The organism is Paracoccus methylarcula (assembly GCF_003007735.2).
GTDB lineage: Bacteria > Pseudomonadota > Alphaproteobacteria > Rhodobacterales > Rhodobacteraceae > Paracoccus > Paracoccus methylarcula.
On sequence record NZ_PXNQ02000005.1, the window covers coordinates 149,356 to 168,137 of the forward strand.

Sequence of the window (18,782 nt, forward strand, 5' to 3'; positions counted from 1 at the left end):
CCGACCGGTCAGAAGATGGGATCCAGTGCGAACGGATCGGAGCTGGCTCGCGTGGCGATTGTCCGGCCCGGCCCGCCGAGCGTGGCGATCTGTTGTGCAAGCTGACTTATCGCCTGCGACATTGCCCCGGCGATGGCCGAAGGCTGATCGCCGGACATCGGTACGGAAATGTCAAAGCTGCGGGCGTGATTGGTGCCTCCACTTTCCTCGTCCGAAACGAAGTAACGTCCGCTCAGCCGATATATTCCATCCGCCTGCGCCAGCGCCTTCTCGACCCTCACCTCCAGGACGCGCTGAGGAGGCTCGGCCAGGGGCCAGGGCTCCCCGATCACCGTCGCGCCCGAGATGTCTGATATCTCGCGTGCAAGCGCCAAGGTGAAACCGCGTTTGGGATTGTCCGCCCAGAGATTATCCGGATTGGACCGGACAGCACCATCTTCGGTTTGCCACATCACTTCCTGATCGGCGGCATAATCGGGCAGCGACACGTCCTTCAGCTCCGCCGTTCCCAACCGGTTGGGCACCTGCGCCCGCGTCGAGGGCGGGTCGATCAGGAAGCGCCCGGTCTTCTCCGGGTTCGAGCAGGCCGACAGGATCAGCAACAGGCCAAGAAACGGCAGAGCGGATACTTGACGGGCGGAAAAGCGTCTCATGATCATGTCATCGTCCCAAGATAAAGGCGCGCGGATTACGTTCGATCATCCTTGCCAGAGATCCGAAGGATTCCGTCGCGCGCCGCAGTTCGCGCAACATGCCCACAGCCTCGCTGTTGAAGGCCGAGCGGTCGCCGTAAGCGGCCAGCACCGCATCGGCCCGCGCCGCCGTTGCCTGCAGCCGCTTGATCAGGCCGGGCAGATCCTGCACCGCTTCGGCAATCTCATCCGCCGCAACACTGGCCGAATCCAGCGCGTTGTTCAGACTACCGGCCGCATTGCCGTCGCGCAGATCATTCAGCAGACCGGCAGCAGCTTCCAGCGTATCCGACAGGTTGCGAGGCAATGCCTCGGCATCCTCGCTGCCCAGCATGGCGCGCAAATCGGTCAGTATTCCCTCCAGCTGCGTGCCAATCGCGGCGAAATCGATCTCCTTGGCCTTGGCGGCTACCTCTTCGATATCATCAACCATGCCGGGAACATCCTCGGCAGCAACCTGGACCGATTCAAAGGCGGCCGTCGCCTCATCGATCATCTTGCCCATGTTCGCGCTCGCCCCGGATTGCTGGATCTCGCTTGCGAGCGTATCGATCTGGGTTGCGGCGCTGTCCAGGGTATCCACCAGAGTGCTGATCTTGGCAGGCAGCGCTTCGGCTTCCGGCGTTCCGATCACGTCGCGCAGATCCTGCAAGGTCGCATCAAGCTGCGCACCGATCGACGCGAAATCCACATCCTGCACGGAGGCCGACGCCTTTTCCAGCGACTCGAGAATCGCTGGCAGCCGATCTGCGGCAGTGTTCAGCTTGTCTGCGATCTCGCTGGCCGAGGCGAGCGCCGTGCCGGCATTATCGACCGCACCGGCATCGCGGAATTCCTGAACCATCTCTCGAAGATCGGTCAGCGTCGTCTGGGCCTCGTCAACGGTCTTGCGCAGGCTCTCCGGGATCGCCCGCGTGTCTTGCGAGCTGGTCAGGGCGGTAACGCTGTTCATCATGTCGGTCGCGGATTTCAGCACCTCCTCGATCGGCAATTCTCCGATACGGCTCATGAAACCCTCGGCCGTTTCCGTGAAGTCCGAAATATCGCCCTCGACCGCAGGAATGATCGGGTAGGGCTCGGCATCCATGTCGATCTCCGCCGCCGGGGCGGTCGGGATATTGACCAGTTCGATCATCAATGCGCTACCGAAGAAACCGGTGCTGGCGACTCTTGCCCGCAGCCCCGACTTGACCGAATCCCGAAGGAATTCGAGCGCGTCTTCCGCAGTGGCGTCGGTCGATAGCCCCATCCGGCTAGGCGAAACCGCGATAGTGACCTGTTGCAGCGTCACGGGTCCGGCCTCTTCTTCGTCCACATAGACGGCAAGATCCGTGACCGTGCCGACCTTCAGCCCGAGAAACTGGACATCCGAGCCCTTCGTCAATCCACCGACGGAATTGTCTACCAGAACATTCAGGTGCAGTTGCCTGGACTCGTCTTCGATAAACAGGTTGCTTCGGGCGGTCTCTTCATCCGGCTGGACCGTGAAGATCTGGCCTGTTTCAACCGGCTTTCCACCGCTGACGAGCGTGTCGAAGGCGACACCGCCCTGCAGAAGCGACGAGAGAGAGTTCACGTTGAACGAAACCCCCCGCGTTCCCAGTGACAGGGAGAAGCCGGAAGTATCCCAGAACACCGTCGCACTGGTAAGGCGCTTGTCATGCGGGGCCTCGATGAAGGCATTGGCGATCACCCGGTCATCATCTTCGGACAGGCGAATATTGTCCATCCGTCCGACCTGAACCCCCCGATACAGCACCGGAGCACCTTCTGTCAGGCCATCGGCGCTATCCATGGACAATATGATCCAACTGCCCTTGGCATCGCTCCGGACGAGCGGCGGACGGTCCAGGCCGACGAACTCGGCCTGTCTTTTGCTGACCTTGGAATCCCAATAGCCCTCGATGAATGCCCCGGTCAGCACCGTGTCCAGCCGGGTAACCCCCTGTGCGGTGACCTGCGGGCGTACGATCCAGAAACTGGCCTCGTCATCGATATATTTCGCAACATCGGGATCGACGCGCAGTTCGACGCTGACCCTGGAAAGGTCGGGGGTGAACTTCACCGCCTCGACCTGCCCGACCGTGATCTCGCGAAAGCGCAGCGCCGTTTCGCCTGGTGTGATGCCCGTCGCGTCAGCGAATTCCACCTCGATGAGAGTGCCGCGATTGGAATAGGAATTCCACGCCACACCGAGAGTCACGACCAGCGCCAGAATGGGCACCAGCCAGATCACGTTGACTCCGGCCCGCGCCGCCCTTGCGGCAGTCTTGCGAACCGGGCTTGCCGGTTTCAATGGCGGTTGGGTTTCGCTCATCCTGCCTGTGTTCCCCGACCATCGTTACTGTTACCACGGCTGCGCAGAGGAAGCCCCCGCCAGATCAGCCTTGGATCGAAGCTTTGCGCCGAAAGCATCGTGAAAGCAACTGATAATGCAAAAGAAACCGCAGCGGGGCCCGGATGGATCGAGGCCACGAAGCCCAGTTGCACCAGGGCCGAGAGGATCGCCACCACGAAAACGTCGATCATGGACCATCGCCCGATGAATTCGACAATCTCGTAAATCTTGAGCCGGGTATGCGCCTGGTCAACCGTTGCGGGCCGTCCCGCAACCAGCGCCAACCAGGTGATCGCCACGAATTTCGCGATCGGCACGATGATCGAGGCGACGAACACGATCGCAGCAATATCGTAGCTGCCATGATGGATCAGTTCCACCACGCCTTCGAGAATGGTCGCTTCGGAACTGCCTTGCAGTCCCGCGAAGGTCTGCGTGCGCATCATCGGGAAGATATTCGCCGGGATATAGGTGATGATCCCCGCAAACAGCCACGCCCAGACATATTGCAGCCGCCGCCGGTCCGGCGGGACCAGATGCTCGCCACAGCGTTTGCAGACCGCCTGCTCGGCGGGCCAGACCCGACCACAGCTGCGGCAGCCGATCAGCCCCGCGCGATGGGCGGTCAAAACGGGTCCGTCATCATGCGGATCCGGCGCATTGCTCATGACTGCGCCGTTTCGGGTTTTGGCGTCTCGACCATTTCACGGCCATCCGTCCGGCCGCCGCTATCCTCGATCGCATCCCAGATGGTCGTCTGGCACATGAAGCCGCGTGACACCAGATTGACGAAGATCAGTGCAAAGAATGCCCAGAACGCCGGGCCCAGATGCACATTCGCCAACCCCGCCACCTTCACCAGCGCAACCGAGGTGCCGATGACGAAGATCTCGGCCATCGACCATGGGCGCAGATGCTCGGACAGGCGAAAGGCGGTCGCGGCATGGCGGCGGGCGGGCCTACCCTGGGCAAGAGGCACCAGCGTGTAAAGCAGCAGGAAGGACCGCAGCACCGGAAGCCCGACGATCATGATCAGAACGGCAAGAACCAATGGCAGCAGGAATCCGTCCGCAAAGGCCAAGGCCACGCCGAATAGCGAGGTCGCATTGCCGATACCCATCCGCGAGATTTCGAGGAAGGGAAAGAAGACCGCACCCATCATCAATACCATGGTGGTGAAGGCCAATGCGATAAGCTGCACGAACGCCCCGCTGCGCGGATTTGCCAGAACCGTTCCGCAACGAATGCAGCGGGCTCTTTCGCCGGCGGTCAGCTCTTCCTCGACATGCAATGCGTCGCAGCGCGGGCAGGCCATCAGCCCCTCGCCGGTCTGCAGATCATATCCGTCCTTGCTCTTCATCACACTCATCAAGATAGGCCGACTGCCAACCGGTGCAAGTACAGGTTCACGAATGGGCTAAGTCCTTGTGTTTTTTCCCTCAGTGCTGGGCGCCGCCCCGTGCGGCGGAGGTCAATACTACATTCTTGATATCCGGTTGAACATTCGGTTTCGGCATCTCGATCCGGAATGGCAGGCGCATGACGAAAGTCTTGCCTTCCACACCAAAGCTGGTTTCACCCTGGAGCTGAGTCGAGAATGCTTCGATCAATTGACTTCCGAGACCGGTTCCCTCGGCCTCATTCTCTTGCTTTCCGATAGAGTTGACGATTTCCAGAACACCCGCGTCATCCGCCGCCTTGGTCAAGCTCACCCGCACCCATGCCGCGCTTTCGTCATCCGGTTTTCCAGCGTATTTCAGCGCGTTCGTGAAAGCTTCGGTTGCCAGCAGCGACAGGGGAACCGCCTGGTCGGGCAAGAGCGTCAATGGTTCGAGCCTGGTATCGACCCTCAAGTTCGATCCGGGTTCGACGGATACATTCACCATCTGGTTGATGATGTCGCCCAGCAGGCGGTCGGCTTCGACGGCATCGAGATGCTCGGCCTGGTAGAGATTTCGATAGATCGTGGCCAGAGCGGCCACCCGGTCCTGAACCGAGCGCAGGACGCGCTTGGCGTCGTTATCCTCGATGACGCGGCTTTGCATGTTGATGATCGAGCCGATCAGCTGGAGATTGTTCTTCACGCGGTGATGGAGTTCCTTGAGAAGCACGGTCTTCTCGGCAACCGCTGCCTCCATCGCCTCTTCGTCCCGGATCAGGATGCGGGCCATGTTGTGGAAGGTCTGGCTGACATCGGCGATCTCCGTCGGTGCGTCGGACAGAACCGGGGGAGCGATGTCCCGATTACCGATGGCAAAGCGGCGCATCTGGCCGCGAAGCTCGCTGATATGGCGCAAGACAAGGCGGAACACGGCGAAATAGGCAACGGCCAGCGACACCAGCCACAAGGTGACCGGAAACAATACGGCACCGAAACGCGACAGTTGCAGCACCCCCACACCGGCGATCTTGGGGCTCCAACTGCCAAGCGCATAGACCAGGCCCGGAACGACCGGAACCACGGTAAAGACGCGCAGCTCTCCGGTATTGGAATAATCGCGGAAGGTTGTCTCGGTCCTGGACAAGAGACTGACCAATTCGGTTCCCTGCGGCAGGATATCGGTCGCGCTGTCGCCGGAACCGCTATCGGCGGTCAGAATCTCGCCCCTGTGATTGAAGGTGGCAATCTTTGCGCCTTCCGTGCCGAAGCTGATCGAATGCGTCGAACGCAGCAATTCATGGGTCAGCGCGACAGCGATATATCCGAGCAGTTCCCGGTCCCGATAGAGCGGCTGCATGACCTGGATCACCGATGGATCGCCGTCGGAACCGTCGTCCAGAGAGGTGACAAGCGTCCCGGGTTCGTTGACGAAATTCTGGTAGGCAGGGGATTCGCGCATATCGGCGACAGCATCGGACAAAGGTCCGGAATGACAGGTGCTTACCCCGTTCAGAGGCACGAAGCCGGCATAGACATAAGTTGCGCTGCGCTCGATGAAGTTCCGCATGAGATCGGAACAGTTCCGCTGCTGATCCATCGCATCCAGCACGCCCGGACCCAAGGCATCGGCCGAACCCAATGCGCTTTGCAACAGCGCCCTCTCGCCCGATGCAGCGGATGCGGTGCGGCCGAGAAGCGCGATCTCGGCGCTGCGTTCCGCTTCCCGTGACAGGTTGAGGTTCTGGATCAGTGACATCAGGCCGATCGGCAGGATCGCGACGGAAAGCAGCATGCCAAGGCGGAAACCAAGCCGCTTGGTGAACTCCAGTCCTTCGGTCAGACGGCGCAGCGATACCACTTGAACAAGGTCAGCGGCGCACGGGTTGATTCGGTGCCATTACGGCGAGAGTGACCTGATCGTTCATGCTCAACTCTTCGTTTTCTTCCAGATGCAACAGTTCGGCCAGTTTGCGCCGACCACGATTTGCGCGTGATTTCACGGTTCCGATAGCCACCCCGGTCATCTCGGCAACTTCCTCATACGAGAAACCCGACGCTCCCACCAGAATCAATGCCTCGCGCTGTTCATCCGGCAATTGTTCAAAGGCCACACGGAAATCGCGCAAGGCCAGACGCCCGTCATGATCCGGACGTGTCGAGAGGCGCGCGGCGTGAAGGCCATCGCTGTCGCTGACCTCCCGCTTCGTCTTGCGGCGGGCGGAATAGAATGTGTTTCGCAAGATTGTGAACAGCCATGCCCGCAGATTCGTCCCGGCCTGGAACTTGTCCATATTTGTCCATGCCTTGACGATGGTGTCCTGCACCAGATCATCCGCGGATGCACCCTCGCGTGTCAGCGACAGCGCAAATGCGCGCAACGCGGGAAGATGTTCGACCAGTTCTTCGCGCGGATCGGTCTGGGCGATGGCGTCTTTGCGCTCACCGCCGGATTTGTCGGCAGGTGTCATCTGTTACTCCTGCTCGCGCAATTTTTGCAGCAATTCAAGAAAACGATCGGGAATTTCGTCGGAACTGTCCTGTTCATACACCCGCCGCAAGTTCTCATCGATCTGCTTCTGGATCGCGTCCCTGCGGTTGTCTTCTCGCTTAGGTGTCATCTTTTCGTTAGTCCCGGTAATCTTGTGCGCCATCCTTCCAACATGTAGGGGTGGGTGATGGTTCCGCGCAACCTGCGAAATTCGAGGATAGACGTCATGTCCGCTGCAAATCTTGCCCAATCCGTCGGGCGCGAACTTCCATATCTGCGGCGCTACGCGCGCGCATTGACCGGCAGTCAGAAGGCAGGCGACACCTATGCCGCCGCGACCCTGGAGGCCATTCTTTCCGATCGCTCGGTGCTGGACGGAGAGAATGACACGCGCATCGGCCTGTTCCGCGCCTTTCACGCGATCTGGCAAAGTTCTGGCGAGCCGGTCGAGGAATCCGACCTGTCGGCCCGGGAAAAGGGCGCCCAGGACCGTTTGCGCAAGCTGACACCGAATTCACGCGAAGCCCTGCTCCTGCGCACCATAGAAGAGCTGCGTTACGATCAGATCGCCCATATCATGGGGATCGGCCAGCCAGAGGCAGAGGAACTGATCCAGATCGCCTTGAACGAAATGAGCGACGCGATTGCCGGCCGGGTCATGGTGATCGAGGATGAGACCATCATCGCCATGGATCTCAAGGGCATCGTGCAGGCGATGGGGCACGATGTCACCGGCATTGCCCGAACCCATTCCGCCGCCATCGAACTGGCCGAAAGCGAGAGACCCGATCTGATCCTTGCCGACATTCAGCTTGCCGACGGATCTTCGGGGATCGATGCGGTCAATGACCTGTTGCGGGACCTGGGTGAAATCCCGGTGATCTTCATCACCGCATTCCCGGACAGGCTGCTAACCGGCGACCGGCCCGAACCGGCCTTCCTGATCTCGAAACCCTATAACGAGGAACAGGTCCGCTCGGCCGTGTCTCAGGCGATGTTCTTCGCCACGACCGAGGGGCTGGAGGCCTGAGGCCGTTCCGGCAATCGCAGGGGTGGTAACAGGCCCCTTGCCTCACCCCGTCTCGATCGGTTGCCGCGCCGCGCGCGCGATCCGCAGGCGTTTCCTGTGGGCAAGCTCGATATTGATCACCGCACCCAGAAGCACGGAAAAGCCAGCGAGATAGAACCACATCAGAAGTGCGACAACCGTGCCGATGGAGCCGTAGATCCTGTTATAGCTGTTGAAGCTGCCAAGATATGCCGAGAAGCCTATCGACGCGGCGGCCCATAGGAGCGTGGCGAACAATCCGCCCCATGTCAGCAGGGGGGTTCGCGACGCCTTCACGTTCGGGCCGTAGCGATACAGGATGCCTATCCCCAGAATGACCAGCAGGAACATTCCCGCCCAGGGCAACGCGGTCAGGAACCATGCGCGGACTTGCCCGATGACCAGGAAGTTCAACAAGATGGGTATGATGACGATGGTGGCCATTCCGGCCAATGACACCCCGACAATCGCCAATGTCAGCAGATAGGCCCTGATGAAGCGAAAGATCGTGGAGCGCCGACGCACCCCGTGAGCCGCGTTCAGCCCATTGATCAGGGCATCGACTCCCGCCCGCGCCGAGATGGTCGCGACCAGGAAGGAGACAAGGGACGCCCATCCGATGGAGGTGCGACCGGCAGCGGTCAGCGATCTGATCTGGGTGTCTATGATTCCCGCCGCGCCATCGGGAAGAAACTCGTGGGCGACTTCCACATAGGCCATGATGACATTTGGATCAAACCACAGGCTCCAAAGCGCAATGATCGCGGCAAGGCCGGGAAAAACGGCAAACATCGCATAGAAGGCCACGCCCGCAGCGATGAGACCCATATGGATCTTGTCCATCCGGTCAAGAACCGCTTGCCAGAAGGACCAGAGCTCTCGGAACGCGTATAGCATGGGCTTTTCCTCGATCTTGTCCGACTTTGCCCGGTTCCAGCTTCGACTGGATCTCAACCGGTGTAACGCGCCCAAATGGATGCATCGCCCATTTTCGAAACAAGCTCGGCATGCGCTGCCGCCTCGGTCTCGGTCAATCGAGACGGTAGCGGTCTCGGCCGCGACAGGGGGCGTATCGTGGTTGGAGCGGCCTGGTCTTCGTCTTCGGATTTCTCCTCGCTTGGTTGATCGAGCACGAGGTCGGGTTGCCGCCCTCCGATCAGTTCGAGATATACCTCTGCCAGAAGCTCCGAATCCAGCAGGGCGCCGTGTAGCTCGCGCCCGGAATTGTCCACGCGGAAGCGTCTGCAAAGCGCATCCAGGGACGCCGGGGCACCGGGAAATTTCTCGCGAGCCAAAGCCAGGGTATCGAGAGCGCGGCCCCATGGAAGGGTGGGCAGACCCGCGCGCTTCAGTTCCGCGTTCAGGAACTTCATGTCAAAGCTGGCATTATGGATCACCAGCTTGGCGTCATCCCCTACGAAATCGAGGAAATCCTGGGCGATTTCCGCGAATTTCGGCTTGTCGCGCAGGAGATCGTCGCCAAGGCCATGGACCTCGAACGCCTCGGTAGGCATGAAACGTTCCGGGTTGATATAGACGTGAAAGGTCCGGCCTGTCGGCAAATGGTTGAGCAATTCGAGCGCGCCGATTTCGACGATACGGTCATCCTTTTCCGCATCGAAGCCGGTGGTTTCGGTATCCAGGACGATCTCACGCATTCGTCACAATCTCCCTGCAAATTCGTTCGACGGCGGAGCGGGCGCCTTCCAGCGTATCGGTCGGAATGATCCAATCGGCACGCGCACGTTTTTCCGCATCGGGCATCTGGCGCGAAAGGATCATCCGGAAATGCTCTTCTGTCATACCGGGCCGCGAGAGTACACGCTCGCGCTGGATCTCCGCATGTGTTGAAACGACGGCCACACCGTCCAGCTGCCGTTCCGAACCGCCCTCGAAAAGCAAGGGTATATCCAGCACCACGATCTGCCTGGCGGCATGTTCACGAATGAAATTTTCCCGGTCTTGCGCAACGAGCGGATGAACGATCGCTTCCAGGTCTTTCAGCGCATCGGGATCCTCGGCCAGGATCCGTTTCAATGCTTCGCGATCAATACCGTCATTGCCGAGGCTTCCTGGAAATCTGGCTGCGATCGGCTTTACCGCCGCGCCTCCGGGCGCATAGAGCCGATGCACCGCCTCATCGGCATCCCATACCGGGTATCCGAGATCGTGAAACATCCTTGCGGTGGTCGATTTCCCCATGCCAATGCTGCCGGTCAGGCCAAGCTTGTAGGTCATTCAAGAACGATCCGGCGGGTTTCGTCATCAACGGTCGGACGCTGACCGAACCAGCGCTCGAATCCCGGTGCGGCCTGGTGCAGCAGCATTCCCAACCCGTCCACTATGCGGCATCCGCGCGCCTGCGCTTCGGCCAGAAACGGCGTGATCAGCGGTGTATAGACGAGGTCGGTGACCAGAGCGTCCGGCGATAGCGCATCGAGCGGGATTCGCAACGGCTGCTTGCCCCGCATCCCCAAGGATGTCGCGTTCACGACCGTCGCGGAACCTTCCAGCATGTTACCCGCCTGTGCCCAGTCATAAACGATGACACGTGCGCCGAATTCCGAACGGATCTGCTCGGACCGGACCCTGGTTCGATTGGTGATCCGGAGTTCACCCACGCCGCTGTCGAGCAGGGATGCGACTACGGCCCGCGCTGCGCCACCGGCCCCGATAATGGCCGCGGGTCCGCGATCCGGAACCCATTCAGGCGCGGATTGCCGCAGATTGGCGATAAAGCCGTAGCCGTCCGTATTGTCGGCGTGGATCTTGCCATCCGGTCGGAAAATCAATGTGTTCGCCGCCCCGATCAATGCGGCACGATCCGTGACCACATCCGCCAGCGTAAGCACCGCCTCCTTGTGGGGGATGGTTACGTTGATGCCGACAAATCCCAGCCTGGGAAGCGCCCGTAGCATCTCGGCGAGATTTTCGGGCATGACCGGCATGGGGATGTAATACCCGTCGATCGCGTAGCGCTTCAACCAATGTGCATGGAGTTTCGGTGATCGTGAATGCGCAATCGGCAGCCCGATCACGCCGGCGAGGGGGGCGTGCCGGATCTCGCTGATAGGCGTGTCTTCAGTCATTTCTCACTATGCTTTGCCATTTTTCGGGATTGTAGCAGAGTGTCGACCGATCGCGTGGGGGAAATGAGATCCTTGCCGGAGTCGGGACCGTGGTTGTGGCGCAATGGACTCACCCTTGTGGATGAAACATGCGGATATCTTCGGGAGAATCCGTTGATAAGGCCGACACCCCCGCGGATCTTCCCTGAACGGCCTGGAACCAAGCATGAACGGTCCCGGATTGTCCACAGGTGGACAAAGCTGTCCCGCCAATCTGCCACCTGTTGATAACATTCTGATCAGGATTGATTCCCCAGATTTATCCACAATTTAATTGTTTGTTTTTAAATAATATTTATATCAATTACCGAAGCTTGTTCCTGCTTATCCACAGTCGTGGAATCTTTGGAAGGAGATGTAGACAACCGGATGATCCCATTCTCCCCAGCCCCTATAACAACAACATTCCTTTCTATCTTCTTCTTATTTAGATAGGGCTCAGCGGGAGAATTTTCATGACCGAGCTATTCCTGACCATCTATCCTTATGTGAAAGCATTCCACGTGATGGCCGTGCTCTCCTGGATGGCTGGTCTGTTCTATCTGCCGCGCTTGTTCGTCTATCATGCGGAACGCGGCATGGAGGATGGTGAGCCCGGGCGCAGTTTTTCCATTATGGAAGGCAAGCTTCTGGCTTTCATCATGCGTCCGGCAATGATCGCGGTGTGGATCAGTGGGTTGTGCTTGGCATTTACCCCCGGAATCGTGGATTGGTCGTTGATCTGGCCCTGGGTCAAGATGGCATGTGTTCTGGCGATGACCTGGTTTCACGGATGGTGTGCGACTCAAAGGCAGTGTCTGGCGCGTGGGGAGTCGTCTGGAGGCAGACGCTATCGCATGATGAACGAGGTTCCGACATTGCTGATGATCCTGATCGTTCTTTCGGTGATCGTGAAATACTGACCCTGATGATTGACTCGAGGTCCATTGAAGCTTATTTGACGCTCAAACCCGGCCGTCCGGTGCGGGATTCTCCATTATATTCATGATTGCGCCGGGTCTCATTCTCTGGCGTTCACGAGGTTACAAGATGAGCGAAGAGCGCCTTAACCTGTCCGAGCTTAAAGCCAAGAGCCCGGCCGATCTGCTATCGATGGCGGAAGAGTGGGAAATCGAGAACGCCTCGACCATGCGCAAGGGCGAGATGATGTTCTCGATCCTGAAGGAACATGCCGAAGAGGGCTGGGATATCGGCGGAGAGGGCGTTCTGGAGGTGGTACAGGACGGGTTCGGGTTCTTGCGCTCGACCGAAGCCAATTATCTTCCCGGCCCTGACGACATCTATGTGAGCCCGGATATGATCCGTCAGTTCTCCCTGCGAACTGGCGATACCGTCGAGGGTGTGATCCGTGCGCCGGGGGAGAACGAGCGTTACTTCGCCCTTACGAAAGTCGAGCGGATCAATTTCTCGGATCCCGAGAAGGCCCGGCACAAGGTTGCCTTCGACAACCTGACCCCGCTTTACCCCAATCAGCGATTGAACATGGAGATCGAGGACCCGACGATCAAGGACCGCAGTGCACGGATCATCGATCTGGTCGCGCCAATCGGCAAAGGACAGCGATCCTTGATCGTGGCACCCCCCCGTACCGGTAAGACGGTACTCCTGCAGAATATTGCGCATTCCATCGAACGTAATCATCCGGAGTGCTACCTGATCGTTTTGCTGATCGATGAGCGTCCCGAAGAAGTTACCGATATGCAACGGAGCGTGCGTGGTGAGGTCGTTTCTTCGACCTTCGATGAACCGGCGAGCCGACATGTTGCCGTGAGTGAGATGGTAATTGAAAAAGCCAAGCGTCTGGTTGAGCATAAGCGAGATGTTGTTATTCTTCTCGACTCAATCACAAGACTTGGTAGGGCATTTAACACAACCGTTCCGAGTTCGGGCAAGGTGCTTACTGGTGGTGTCGATGCGAATGCGTTGCAAAGGCCCAAGCGATTCTTTGGCGCGGCGCGGAATATCGAGGAAGGCGGTTCCCTGACGATCATTGCCACTGCGCTGATCGATACGGGTTCGCGGATGGATGAGGTCATCTTTGAAGAGTTCAAGGGGACGGGCAACAGCGAGATCGTGCTTGATCGCAAAGTCGCCGACAAGCGCGTGTTCCCGGCAATGGATATTCTGAAATCCGGCACTCGGAAAGAGGAACTTCTGGTCGAGGCGAGGGATCTGCAAAAGACATATCTTCTTCGGCGGATCCTCAATCCGATGGGAACGACCGATGCTGTTGAATTCCTGATTTCGAAATTGAAGCAAACGAAGACCAATTCCGAGTTCTTCGATTCAATGAACGCCTGACGAGATTACCATGGATCTGATTTTTGCCGAAGCCACCTCGCCTGGGCGGGGGGGCGTTTCGGTCATCCGACTGAGCGGTGACGGCGCAAGAGAGGTGGCGGAACGGTTGGCCGGACCATTGCCCGATGCCCGGCATGGATATTTGCGATCCATCCGGGATGGTAGGGAGGTGCTTGATCAGGCATTGGTCATCTGGTTCCAGGAAGGTCGCAGCTTTACCGGGGAAGAGGTTGCCGAGTTCCATCTGCATGGTGCTCCGGTTGTTGTGCGCCGCGTGGCGCAGGCGCTCGCAACATGCGGGGCGCGGCAGGCCGAGGCTGGTGAATTTACGCGCCGGGCATTCCAATCCGGCCGCATGGACTTGGCTGAAGTGGAAGGTCTGGGCGATCTTCTGGAAGCAGAAACCGAGGCGCAGCGGCAGTTGGCGGTTCGAGCTGCGAATGGGGAGATCGGCGGTAAAGCGGAAATCTGGCGCGGAAAATTGATTCGCGCTGGCGCCCTTGTCGAGGCGAGTGTCGATTTTGCCGACGAAGAGGTTCCGGAGGAAGTCCCGCAGGAGGTTTTCTCCATACTCGCGGAGCTGAAGGTTCTTCTCGATCACGAGATTGGTGGTTTCCCTGCGGCCGAGCGCTTGCGGAAGGGATTCGAGGTCGCTGTCATTGGGGCTCCGAATGTCGGTAAATCGAGTTTTATCAATCGAATCGCGCGGCGGGATGTTGCTCTGGTTTCGAATATTGCCGGGACGACGCGGGATATCATCGAACTGCGGCTGGATTTGAACGGCTTGGCGGTGACTTTCCTTGATACTGCTGGATTGCGCCTGTCCACTGACGAGATTGAACAGATGGGTGTTGATCGTGCCAGGCAGAGAGCCTTGGCAGCAGATCTCAGGCTGCATCTGTCGGAAACTGGTGAAGCAGATCAGGATCTGTGGCGCGATGGAGATATAACCGTCACGACCAAGCTTGATCTTGATCCGGACAAACGGTGCGAGAATGCCGTATCTTCCGTTACCGGTGAAGGAATGGACGCACTACTTTCACATATACATGATAGGTTGTCGTCACGGGTTGCCGGGGCAGGTATCGTCAGTCACGAACGCCAATTGAACGCCTTGGTTGAAGCGCGAAACGCTCTTTCCGACTTGGAGCGGCTTCCACCGGAGCTTTTGGCTGAAGCAATCAGGCAAGCGGCCGCATCATTGGACCGGCTACTTGGCAGAATCGGCGCAGAAGAGTATCTGGATGTTATCTTTACGTCATTTTGTATCGGAAAGTGAGGATGTTTCACGTGAAACATTTTGATGTTGTCGTGATTGGCGGCGGTCATGCCGGGCTGGAGGCTGCTGCGGCAGCCGCCCGCATGGGCGCGCAAACCGCACTGGTGACGATGCGCAAGAGCGATATCGGGACGCTTTCATGTAACCCCGCAATTGGAGGGCTTGGAAAAGGCCATCTGGTGCGCGAGATCGACGCTTTGGACGGCGTGATGGGGCGTCTTGCTGATCGGGCCGGAATTCAGTTTCGTCTCTTGAATCGCCGTAAAGGCCCGGCTGTACAGGGGCCTCGAGCCCAGATGGACAGGGCACTATACCGTGACGCTGCGTATCGTGAAGCCTTAACAATTCCGGGCTTGGAATTGATTTTTGGTGAAGTTGCTGCACTTTCGGGAAATTCGCACGAGGTAGACGGTGTTCAGCTCGCTGACGGGACGAGCATCGGGGCATCTGCCGTGATCCTGACAACGGGGACTTTCCTAAACGGCATTATCCATATTGGTGACGTAAGTCGCGCCGCGGGCCGGTGGGGCGACGACGCTTCGAACAGCTTGGCGGAATCGCTTGAACGCTTTGAACTGCCTCTTGGTCGCCTTAAAACCGGTACACCGCCGCGTATTGATGGCCGCACCATAGATTGGGCTGCGCTGGAGCAACAACCGGGCGACGACGATCCGGTCATGTTCTCGTATCTCAGCGAGGCTCCGTCACAACGGCAGATCAGTTGCGCTATAACCCATACCAACAGTCAAACCCATGACATCATACGCAATAATCTTGAGCGTTCCGCCATGTATGGCGGGAGCATATCGGGAAGGGGACCTCGTTACTGCCCGTCTATAGAAGATAAGGTGGTGCGGTTCTCGGACAAACAATCCCATCAGATATTTCTGGAACCGGAGGGCCTGGACGACTACACCGTCTATCCGAATGGTATTTCGACCTCCTTGCCGGCCGAGATCCAGGTGGCTTATGTTCGATCAATCCGAGGCTTGGAGCAGGCTGAAATCCTGCAGCCAGGTTACGCGGTCGAGTATGATTATGTCGATCCGCGTGCACTCGATTCGACATTGCGTCTTAAGGCTGCGAAGGGACTCTATCTTGCCGGGCAAATCAATGGCACGACAGGCTATGAAGAAGCAGCGGCCCAAGGCTTGGTCGCCGGCCTCAATGCAGCGCTTTTTGCGAAAGGCGAGACTCCAGTTCTGTTCAGCCGAACCAACAGCTATATCGGTGTCATGATTGACGATCTGGTTACGCGCGGTGTCAGCGAGCCCTATCGCATGTTTACGTCACGCGCCGAGTTCCGGCTGACCCTCAGGGCGGACAATGCGGATCAGCGTCTGACCCCTGTTGGTATCGCCATTGGTTGCGTTGGAGATACGCGAAAAGAGGCTTTCACAAAACGGCAGGGACGCTACGAGGAAGCCCGGATGAGGGCTGAGCAAGAGCGATATTCGCCGACGGAATTGAAACGAAAAGATATCCATGTTCGGCTCGACGGACAATCACGCTCCGTTTTCGCCTTGCTGGGCATGGCCGATATCCCGGACCGTAAGATGCGCGATATCGCTCCATGGCTTGACGATCTTGCGCCGGAGACATTGCAGCAACTGATCAACGATTCCCTATATCACCAGTATATTGATCGCCAGAGCAGGGACGCGGAAGCACTGAGAGCCGACGAGGCGATCACACTCCCCGTCGATATGGATTATGCCGATATTGCGGGCCTGTCTTCGGAACTCCGCGGCAAGCTTTCACAGGCGCAGCCCGCGACTCTGGCGGCGGCGGCAAGAATCGAGGGAATGACACCAGCTGCGCTGACATTGTTGATCGCGATTGCGCGGCAGGCAGGACGAAAGCGCGCATGATCGAGAATGTTTCACGTGAAACACAGGATCGCCTGGATGCCTATCAGGATCTACTGATACGATGGAATCCTCGAATAAATCTCGTTTCTCCCTCCACTATTCCGCAGCTCAGGTCTCGCCATATAGATGATTGTCTGCAGATCTGCGCAAATGCAGATCCGGATAAGGGCATATGGGCGGATCTGGGCAGCGGAGGCGGGCTGCCCGGAATCGTTCTGGCCATCGCTTTTGCCTCCCGCCCCATTCAATTCGTGCTTCTTGAGAGCGACCAAAGGAAAGCGGCATTTCTTCGCTCCGTGGTTCGTCAACTCGGCCTCAGCAACACCAGGATAGATAACATCCGAATCGAGGCGAGGGATCCGCTGGATGCCGCCTATCTGAGTGCACGAGCACTTGCTCCGCTACCACGCCTTATGCCATATCTTGATCGACATTTGGCAAAAGATGGGCAGGCTTGGCTGATGAAGGGCGAGAAATGGCAAGCCGAAGTGGATGAAGCGCGTCAGCATTGGAAATTTGAGCTGGAAACAATAGCCAGTAATACTCAGGCGGGGGCCGCCATTCTCAAGATAAGCGAGGTTTCGGATGCCTGACCACTATATCGTGGCGATTGCAAACCAAAAGGGTGGGGTCGGAAAAACCACCACGGCAATCAACCTTGGTGCGGCCCTGGCCCAGGCAGGGCACCGGACGATTCTCATAGATCTGGATCCACAGGGAAACGCATCGACCGGCCTCGGCATAGATCCGGACAGGCGTCATCATACGGTTTACGATCTGTTAGTAGGGGAGGAATCCCTTGAGGCAGTGACTCAGGATACGGATATCGAGAATCTGCAAATCGTCCCCGCGACCCCGGATCTCGCCTCCGCAGATGTCGAACTATCCAGTTCCGCAGACCGCACCCGGCTCTTGCGCAGAAAGCTCCAGAACGCAGCGCCGGGCAAGATCATCCTCATAGATTGCCCCCCTGCACTCGGTCTCCTCACCGTCAATGCCATGGTTGCGGCCGATGCTGTGCTTGTTCCGCTTCAGGCCGAATTCTATGCACTCGAAGGGCTTTCCCAATTGCTCACATCGGTTCGGCAGGTCCGCCAGACAGCCAACCCGGCGCTGCGCGTGAACGGGGTACTACTGACAATGTCGGATTATCGGAATAACCTGTCGCAGCAAGTGGAGGCTGATGCAAGGGCGACTCTTGGCGAACTGATCTACCCGACGGTGATACCGCGCAATGTCCGCGTGTCCGAGGCACCGTCCCACGCCCTGCCTGTGCTGATCTACGATCCGAATTCAAAAGGCAGCGCCGCCTATCGCCAGTTTGCGGCCGAATTCGCCGCACGTCTCAACCTTACGCCGGAGGCCGCATGACGTCCGACAGCAAAACCGCCAAACGTGGTCTTGGCCGCGGCCTTTCCGCCCTGATGGCCGATATGGATGTCACCACCCCCGAACCTCAGGATCGTTCGATGATCCCGATCGAGCAGATCACTGCGAATCCGGATCAGCCGCGCCGTCAATTCAAGCCTGAGGCTCTCAGCGAACTCGCCGACTCCCTCAAGAGCCGTGGGGTCCTGCAGCCGCTGATCGTGCGCCCGCATCCCAAGGACCGGGGTCTTTACCAGATCGTCGCCGGAGAACGCCGCTGGCGTGCGGCGCAGATGGCGCAGCTCCATGAGTTGCCTGTGATCATACGCGAGCTTTCCGATGCCGAAGTGCTCGAAGTCGCGATTATCGAGAATATCCAGCGCGCCGATCTGAATGCGATCGAAGAGGCGACGTCCTTCCGCCAATTGATGGATCGCTTCGGTCATACCCAGGAAAAATTGGCCGAGGCGCTCAACAAGAGCCGCAGCCATATCGCCAATTTACTGCGTTTGCTGAATCTTCCGGATCCGGTTCAAGAACTGGTCAAGGGCGGACAACTCAGCGCGGGACATGCGCGTGCACTCATAACTGCGCCCAATGCGGTACAGCTTGCGCGCAAGATCGTCGAAAAAGGCCTGTCCGTACGAGAAACCGAAGAACTGGTGCGCAAGCAATCGGAGCCCGCTGCCAAAGAGAACAAGGCAAGCGCTCGTAAGCAGGAAAAGGATGCGGATACGCGAGCGCTGGAATCCGACCTTTCGGCACATCTGCGAATGAAGGTCGCGATCAAGCATGCCGGTATGGATGGCGGGCAGATCTCCATCACCTATCGCGATCTCGATCAACTCGATCAGCTTTGCCAGATTCTGGGCGGGAACAGGTGAAACA

At 58.5% G+C, this 18,782-nt stretch carries 19 protein-coding genes; 8 read left to right on the top strand and 11 right to left on the bottom strand.

All coding sequences use genetic code 11. From position 1 onward, the window contains the following. Positions 1-8 precede the first annotated feature (8 nt). From A7A09_RS09655 to A7A09_RS09685, 7 genes are all read right to left on the bottom strand, one after another. Positions 9-653, bottom strand: coding sequence for a PqiC family protein (locus tag A7A09_RS09655; RefSeq protein ID WP_106691338.1), 645 nt, complete (start codon positions 651-653; stop codon positions 9-11). A gap of 7 nt (positions 654-660) precedes the next feature. Next, positions 661-3,009: an MlaD family protein gene (locus A7A09_RS09660; RefSeq protein ID WP_106691201.1), complete on the bottom strand. Its 2,349-nt coding sequence runs from the start codon at positions 3,007-3,009 to the stop codon at positions 661-663. Continuing rightward, positions 3,006-3,698: a paraquat-inducible protein A gene (locus tag A7A09_RS09665; protein ID WP_106691202.1), complete on the bottom strand. Its 693-nt coding sequence runs from the start codon at positions 3,696-3,698 to the stop codon at positions 3,006-3,008. Before A7A09_RS09665 ends, A7A09_RS09660 begins: the two co-directional genes overlap by 4 nt. Next, positions 3,695-4,390 (bottom strand): paraquat-inducible protein A, encoded by a 696-nt coding sequence (locus A7A09_RS09670; protein WP_106691339.1) that lies wholly within the window; start codon positions 4,388-4,390, stop codon positions 3,695-3,697. The genes A7A09_RS09665 and A7A09_RS09670 overlap by 4 nt, the downstream gene beginning before the upstream one ends. Before the next feature lie 79 nt (positions 4,391-4,469). After that, entirely contained in the window at positions 4,470-6,269 is a 1,800-nt protein-coding gene (locus A7A09_RS09675; RefSeq protein ID WP_245999255.1) for a sensor histidine kinase, read from the bottom strand. A 10-nt stretch (positions 6,270-6,279) separates the two neighbouring features. Continuing rightward, positions 6,280-6,879, bottom strand: a complete 600-nt coding sequence (locus A7A09_RS09680) for an RNA polymerase sigma factor (protein WP_106691203.1) — start codon at positions 6,877-6,879, stop codon at positions 6,280-6,282. Between the two features lie 3 nt (positions 6,880-6,882). Further along, the gene (locus tag A7A09_RS09685; RefSeq protein WP_245999256.1) at positions 6,883-7,062 is read right to left on the bottom strand and encodes a NepR family anti-sigma factor; all 180 of its coding nucleotides are present in this window, start codon (positions 7,060-7,062) and stop codon (positions 6,883-6,885) included. 63 nt (positions 7,063-7,125) lie between these two features. Between A7A09_RS09685 and A7A09_RS09690 the strand changes: the two genes are divergently transcribed. After that, the gene (locus tag A7A09_RS09690; protein ID WP_106691204.1) at positions 7,126-7,929 is read left to right on the top strand and encodes a response regulator; all 804 of its coding nucleotides are present in this window, start codon (positions 7,126-7,128) and stop codon (positions 7,927-7,929) included. Positions 7,930-7,971: 42 nt separating this feature from the next. Here A7A09_RS09690 and A7A09_RS09695 read toward each other — a convergent pair whose 3' ends face one another. Genes A7A09_RS09695 through A7A09_RS09710 form a run of 4 tightly spaced genes read right to left on the bottom strand, consistent with a single transcriptional unit; the run spans position 7,972 to position 11,036 of the window. Then, positions 7,972-8,844, bottom strand: a complete 873-nt coding sequence (locus A7A09_RS09695; protein WP_106691205.1) for a YihY/virulence factor BrkB family protein — start codon at positions 8,842-8,844, stop codon at positions 7,972-7,974. Positions 8,845-8,897: 53 nt separating this feature from the next. After that, positions 8,898-9,605, bottom strand: coding sequence for a DNA polymerase III subunit epsilon (dnaQ, locus tag A7A09_RS09700; protein ID WP_106691206.1), 708 nt, complete (start codon positions 9,603-9,605; stop codon positions 8,898-8,900). Continuing rightward, positions 9,598-10,185, bottom strand: coding sequence for a dephospho-CoA kinase (coaE, locus tag A7A09_RS09705; protein ID WP_106691207.1), 588 nt, complete (start codon positions 10,183-10,185; stop codon positions 9,598-9,600). Before coaE ends, dnaQ begins: the two co-directional genes overlap by 8 nt. After that, positions 10,182-11,036, bottom strand: a complete 855-nt coding sequence (locus A7A09_RS09710) for a shikimate dehydrogenase (protein WP_106691208.1) — start codon at positions 11,034-11,036, stop codon at positions 10,182-10,184. The genes coaE and A7A09_RS09710 overlap by 4 nt, the downstream gene beginning before the upstream one ends. A gap of 494 nt (positions 11,037-11,530) precedes the next feature. Here A7A09_RS09710 and A7A09_RS09715 point away from each other — a divergent pair, with 494 nt between their 5' ends. The 7 genes from A7A09_RS09715 to A7A09_RS09745 all read left to right on the top strand — a co-directional run bounded on the left by A7A09_RS09715 (position 11,531) and on the right by A7A09_RS09745 (position 18,778). Further along, positions 11,531-11,977: a CopD family protein gene (locus A7A09_RS09715; RefSeq protein ID WP_106691209.1), complete on the top strand. Its 447-nt coding sequence runs from the start codon at positions 11,531-11,533 to the stop codon at positions 11,975-11,977. A gap of 127 nt (positions 11,978-12,104) precedes the next feature. Then, positions 12,105-13,376 carry a transcription termination factor Rho gene (rho, locus tag A7A09_RS09720; RefSeq protein ID WP_106691210.1) on the top strand — a complete coding sequence of 424 codons (1,272 nt, stop codon included), beginning with the start codon at positions 12,105-12,107 and terminating at the stop codon, positions 13,374-13,376. Positions 13,377-13,386: 10 nt separating this feature from the next. After that, positions 13,387-14,655, top strand: coding sequence for a tRNA uridine-5-carboxymethylaminomethyl(34) synthesis GTPase MnmE (mnmE, locus tag A7A09_RS09725; RefSeq protein WP_106691211.1), 1,269 nt, complete (start codon positions 13,387-13,389; stop codon positions 14,653-14,655). 11 nt (positions 14,656-14,666) lie between these two features. Beyond that, positions 14,667-16,526: a tRNA uridine-5-carboxymethylaminomethyl(34) synthesis enzyme MnmG gene (gene mnmG / locus A7A09_RS09730; RefSeq protein WP_170167067.1), complete on the top strand. Its 1,860-nt coding sequence runs from the start codon at positions 14,667-14,669 to the stop codon at positions 16,524-16,526. Beyond that, positions 16,523-17,119 (top strand): 16S rRNA (guanine(527)-N(7))-methyltransferase RsmG, encoded by a 597-nt coding sequence (gene rsmG / locus A7A09_RS09735; protein WP_106691213.1) that lies wholly within the window; start codon positions 16,523-16,525, stop codon positions 17,117-17,119. The genes mnmG and rsmG overlap by 4 nt, the downstream gene beginning before the upstream one ends. Next, a complete protein-coding gene (locus A7A09_RS09740) occupies positions 17,112-17,897 on the top strand; it encodes a ParA family protein (protein ID WP_106691214.1) in 786 nt (261 codons plus the stop codon). The genes rsmG and A7A09_RS09740 overlap by 8 nt, the downstream gene beginning before the upstream one ends. After that, positions 17,894-18,778, top strand: coding sequence for a ParB/RepB/Spo0J family partition protein (locus A7A09_RS09745; protein WP_106691215.1), 885 nt, complete (start codon positions 17,894-17,896; stop codon positions 18,776-18,778). Before A7A09_RS09740 ends, A7A09_RS09745 begins: the two co-directional genes overlap by 4 nt. Positions 18,779-18,782: the final 4 nt, after the last annotated feature.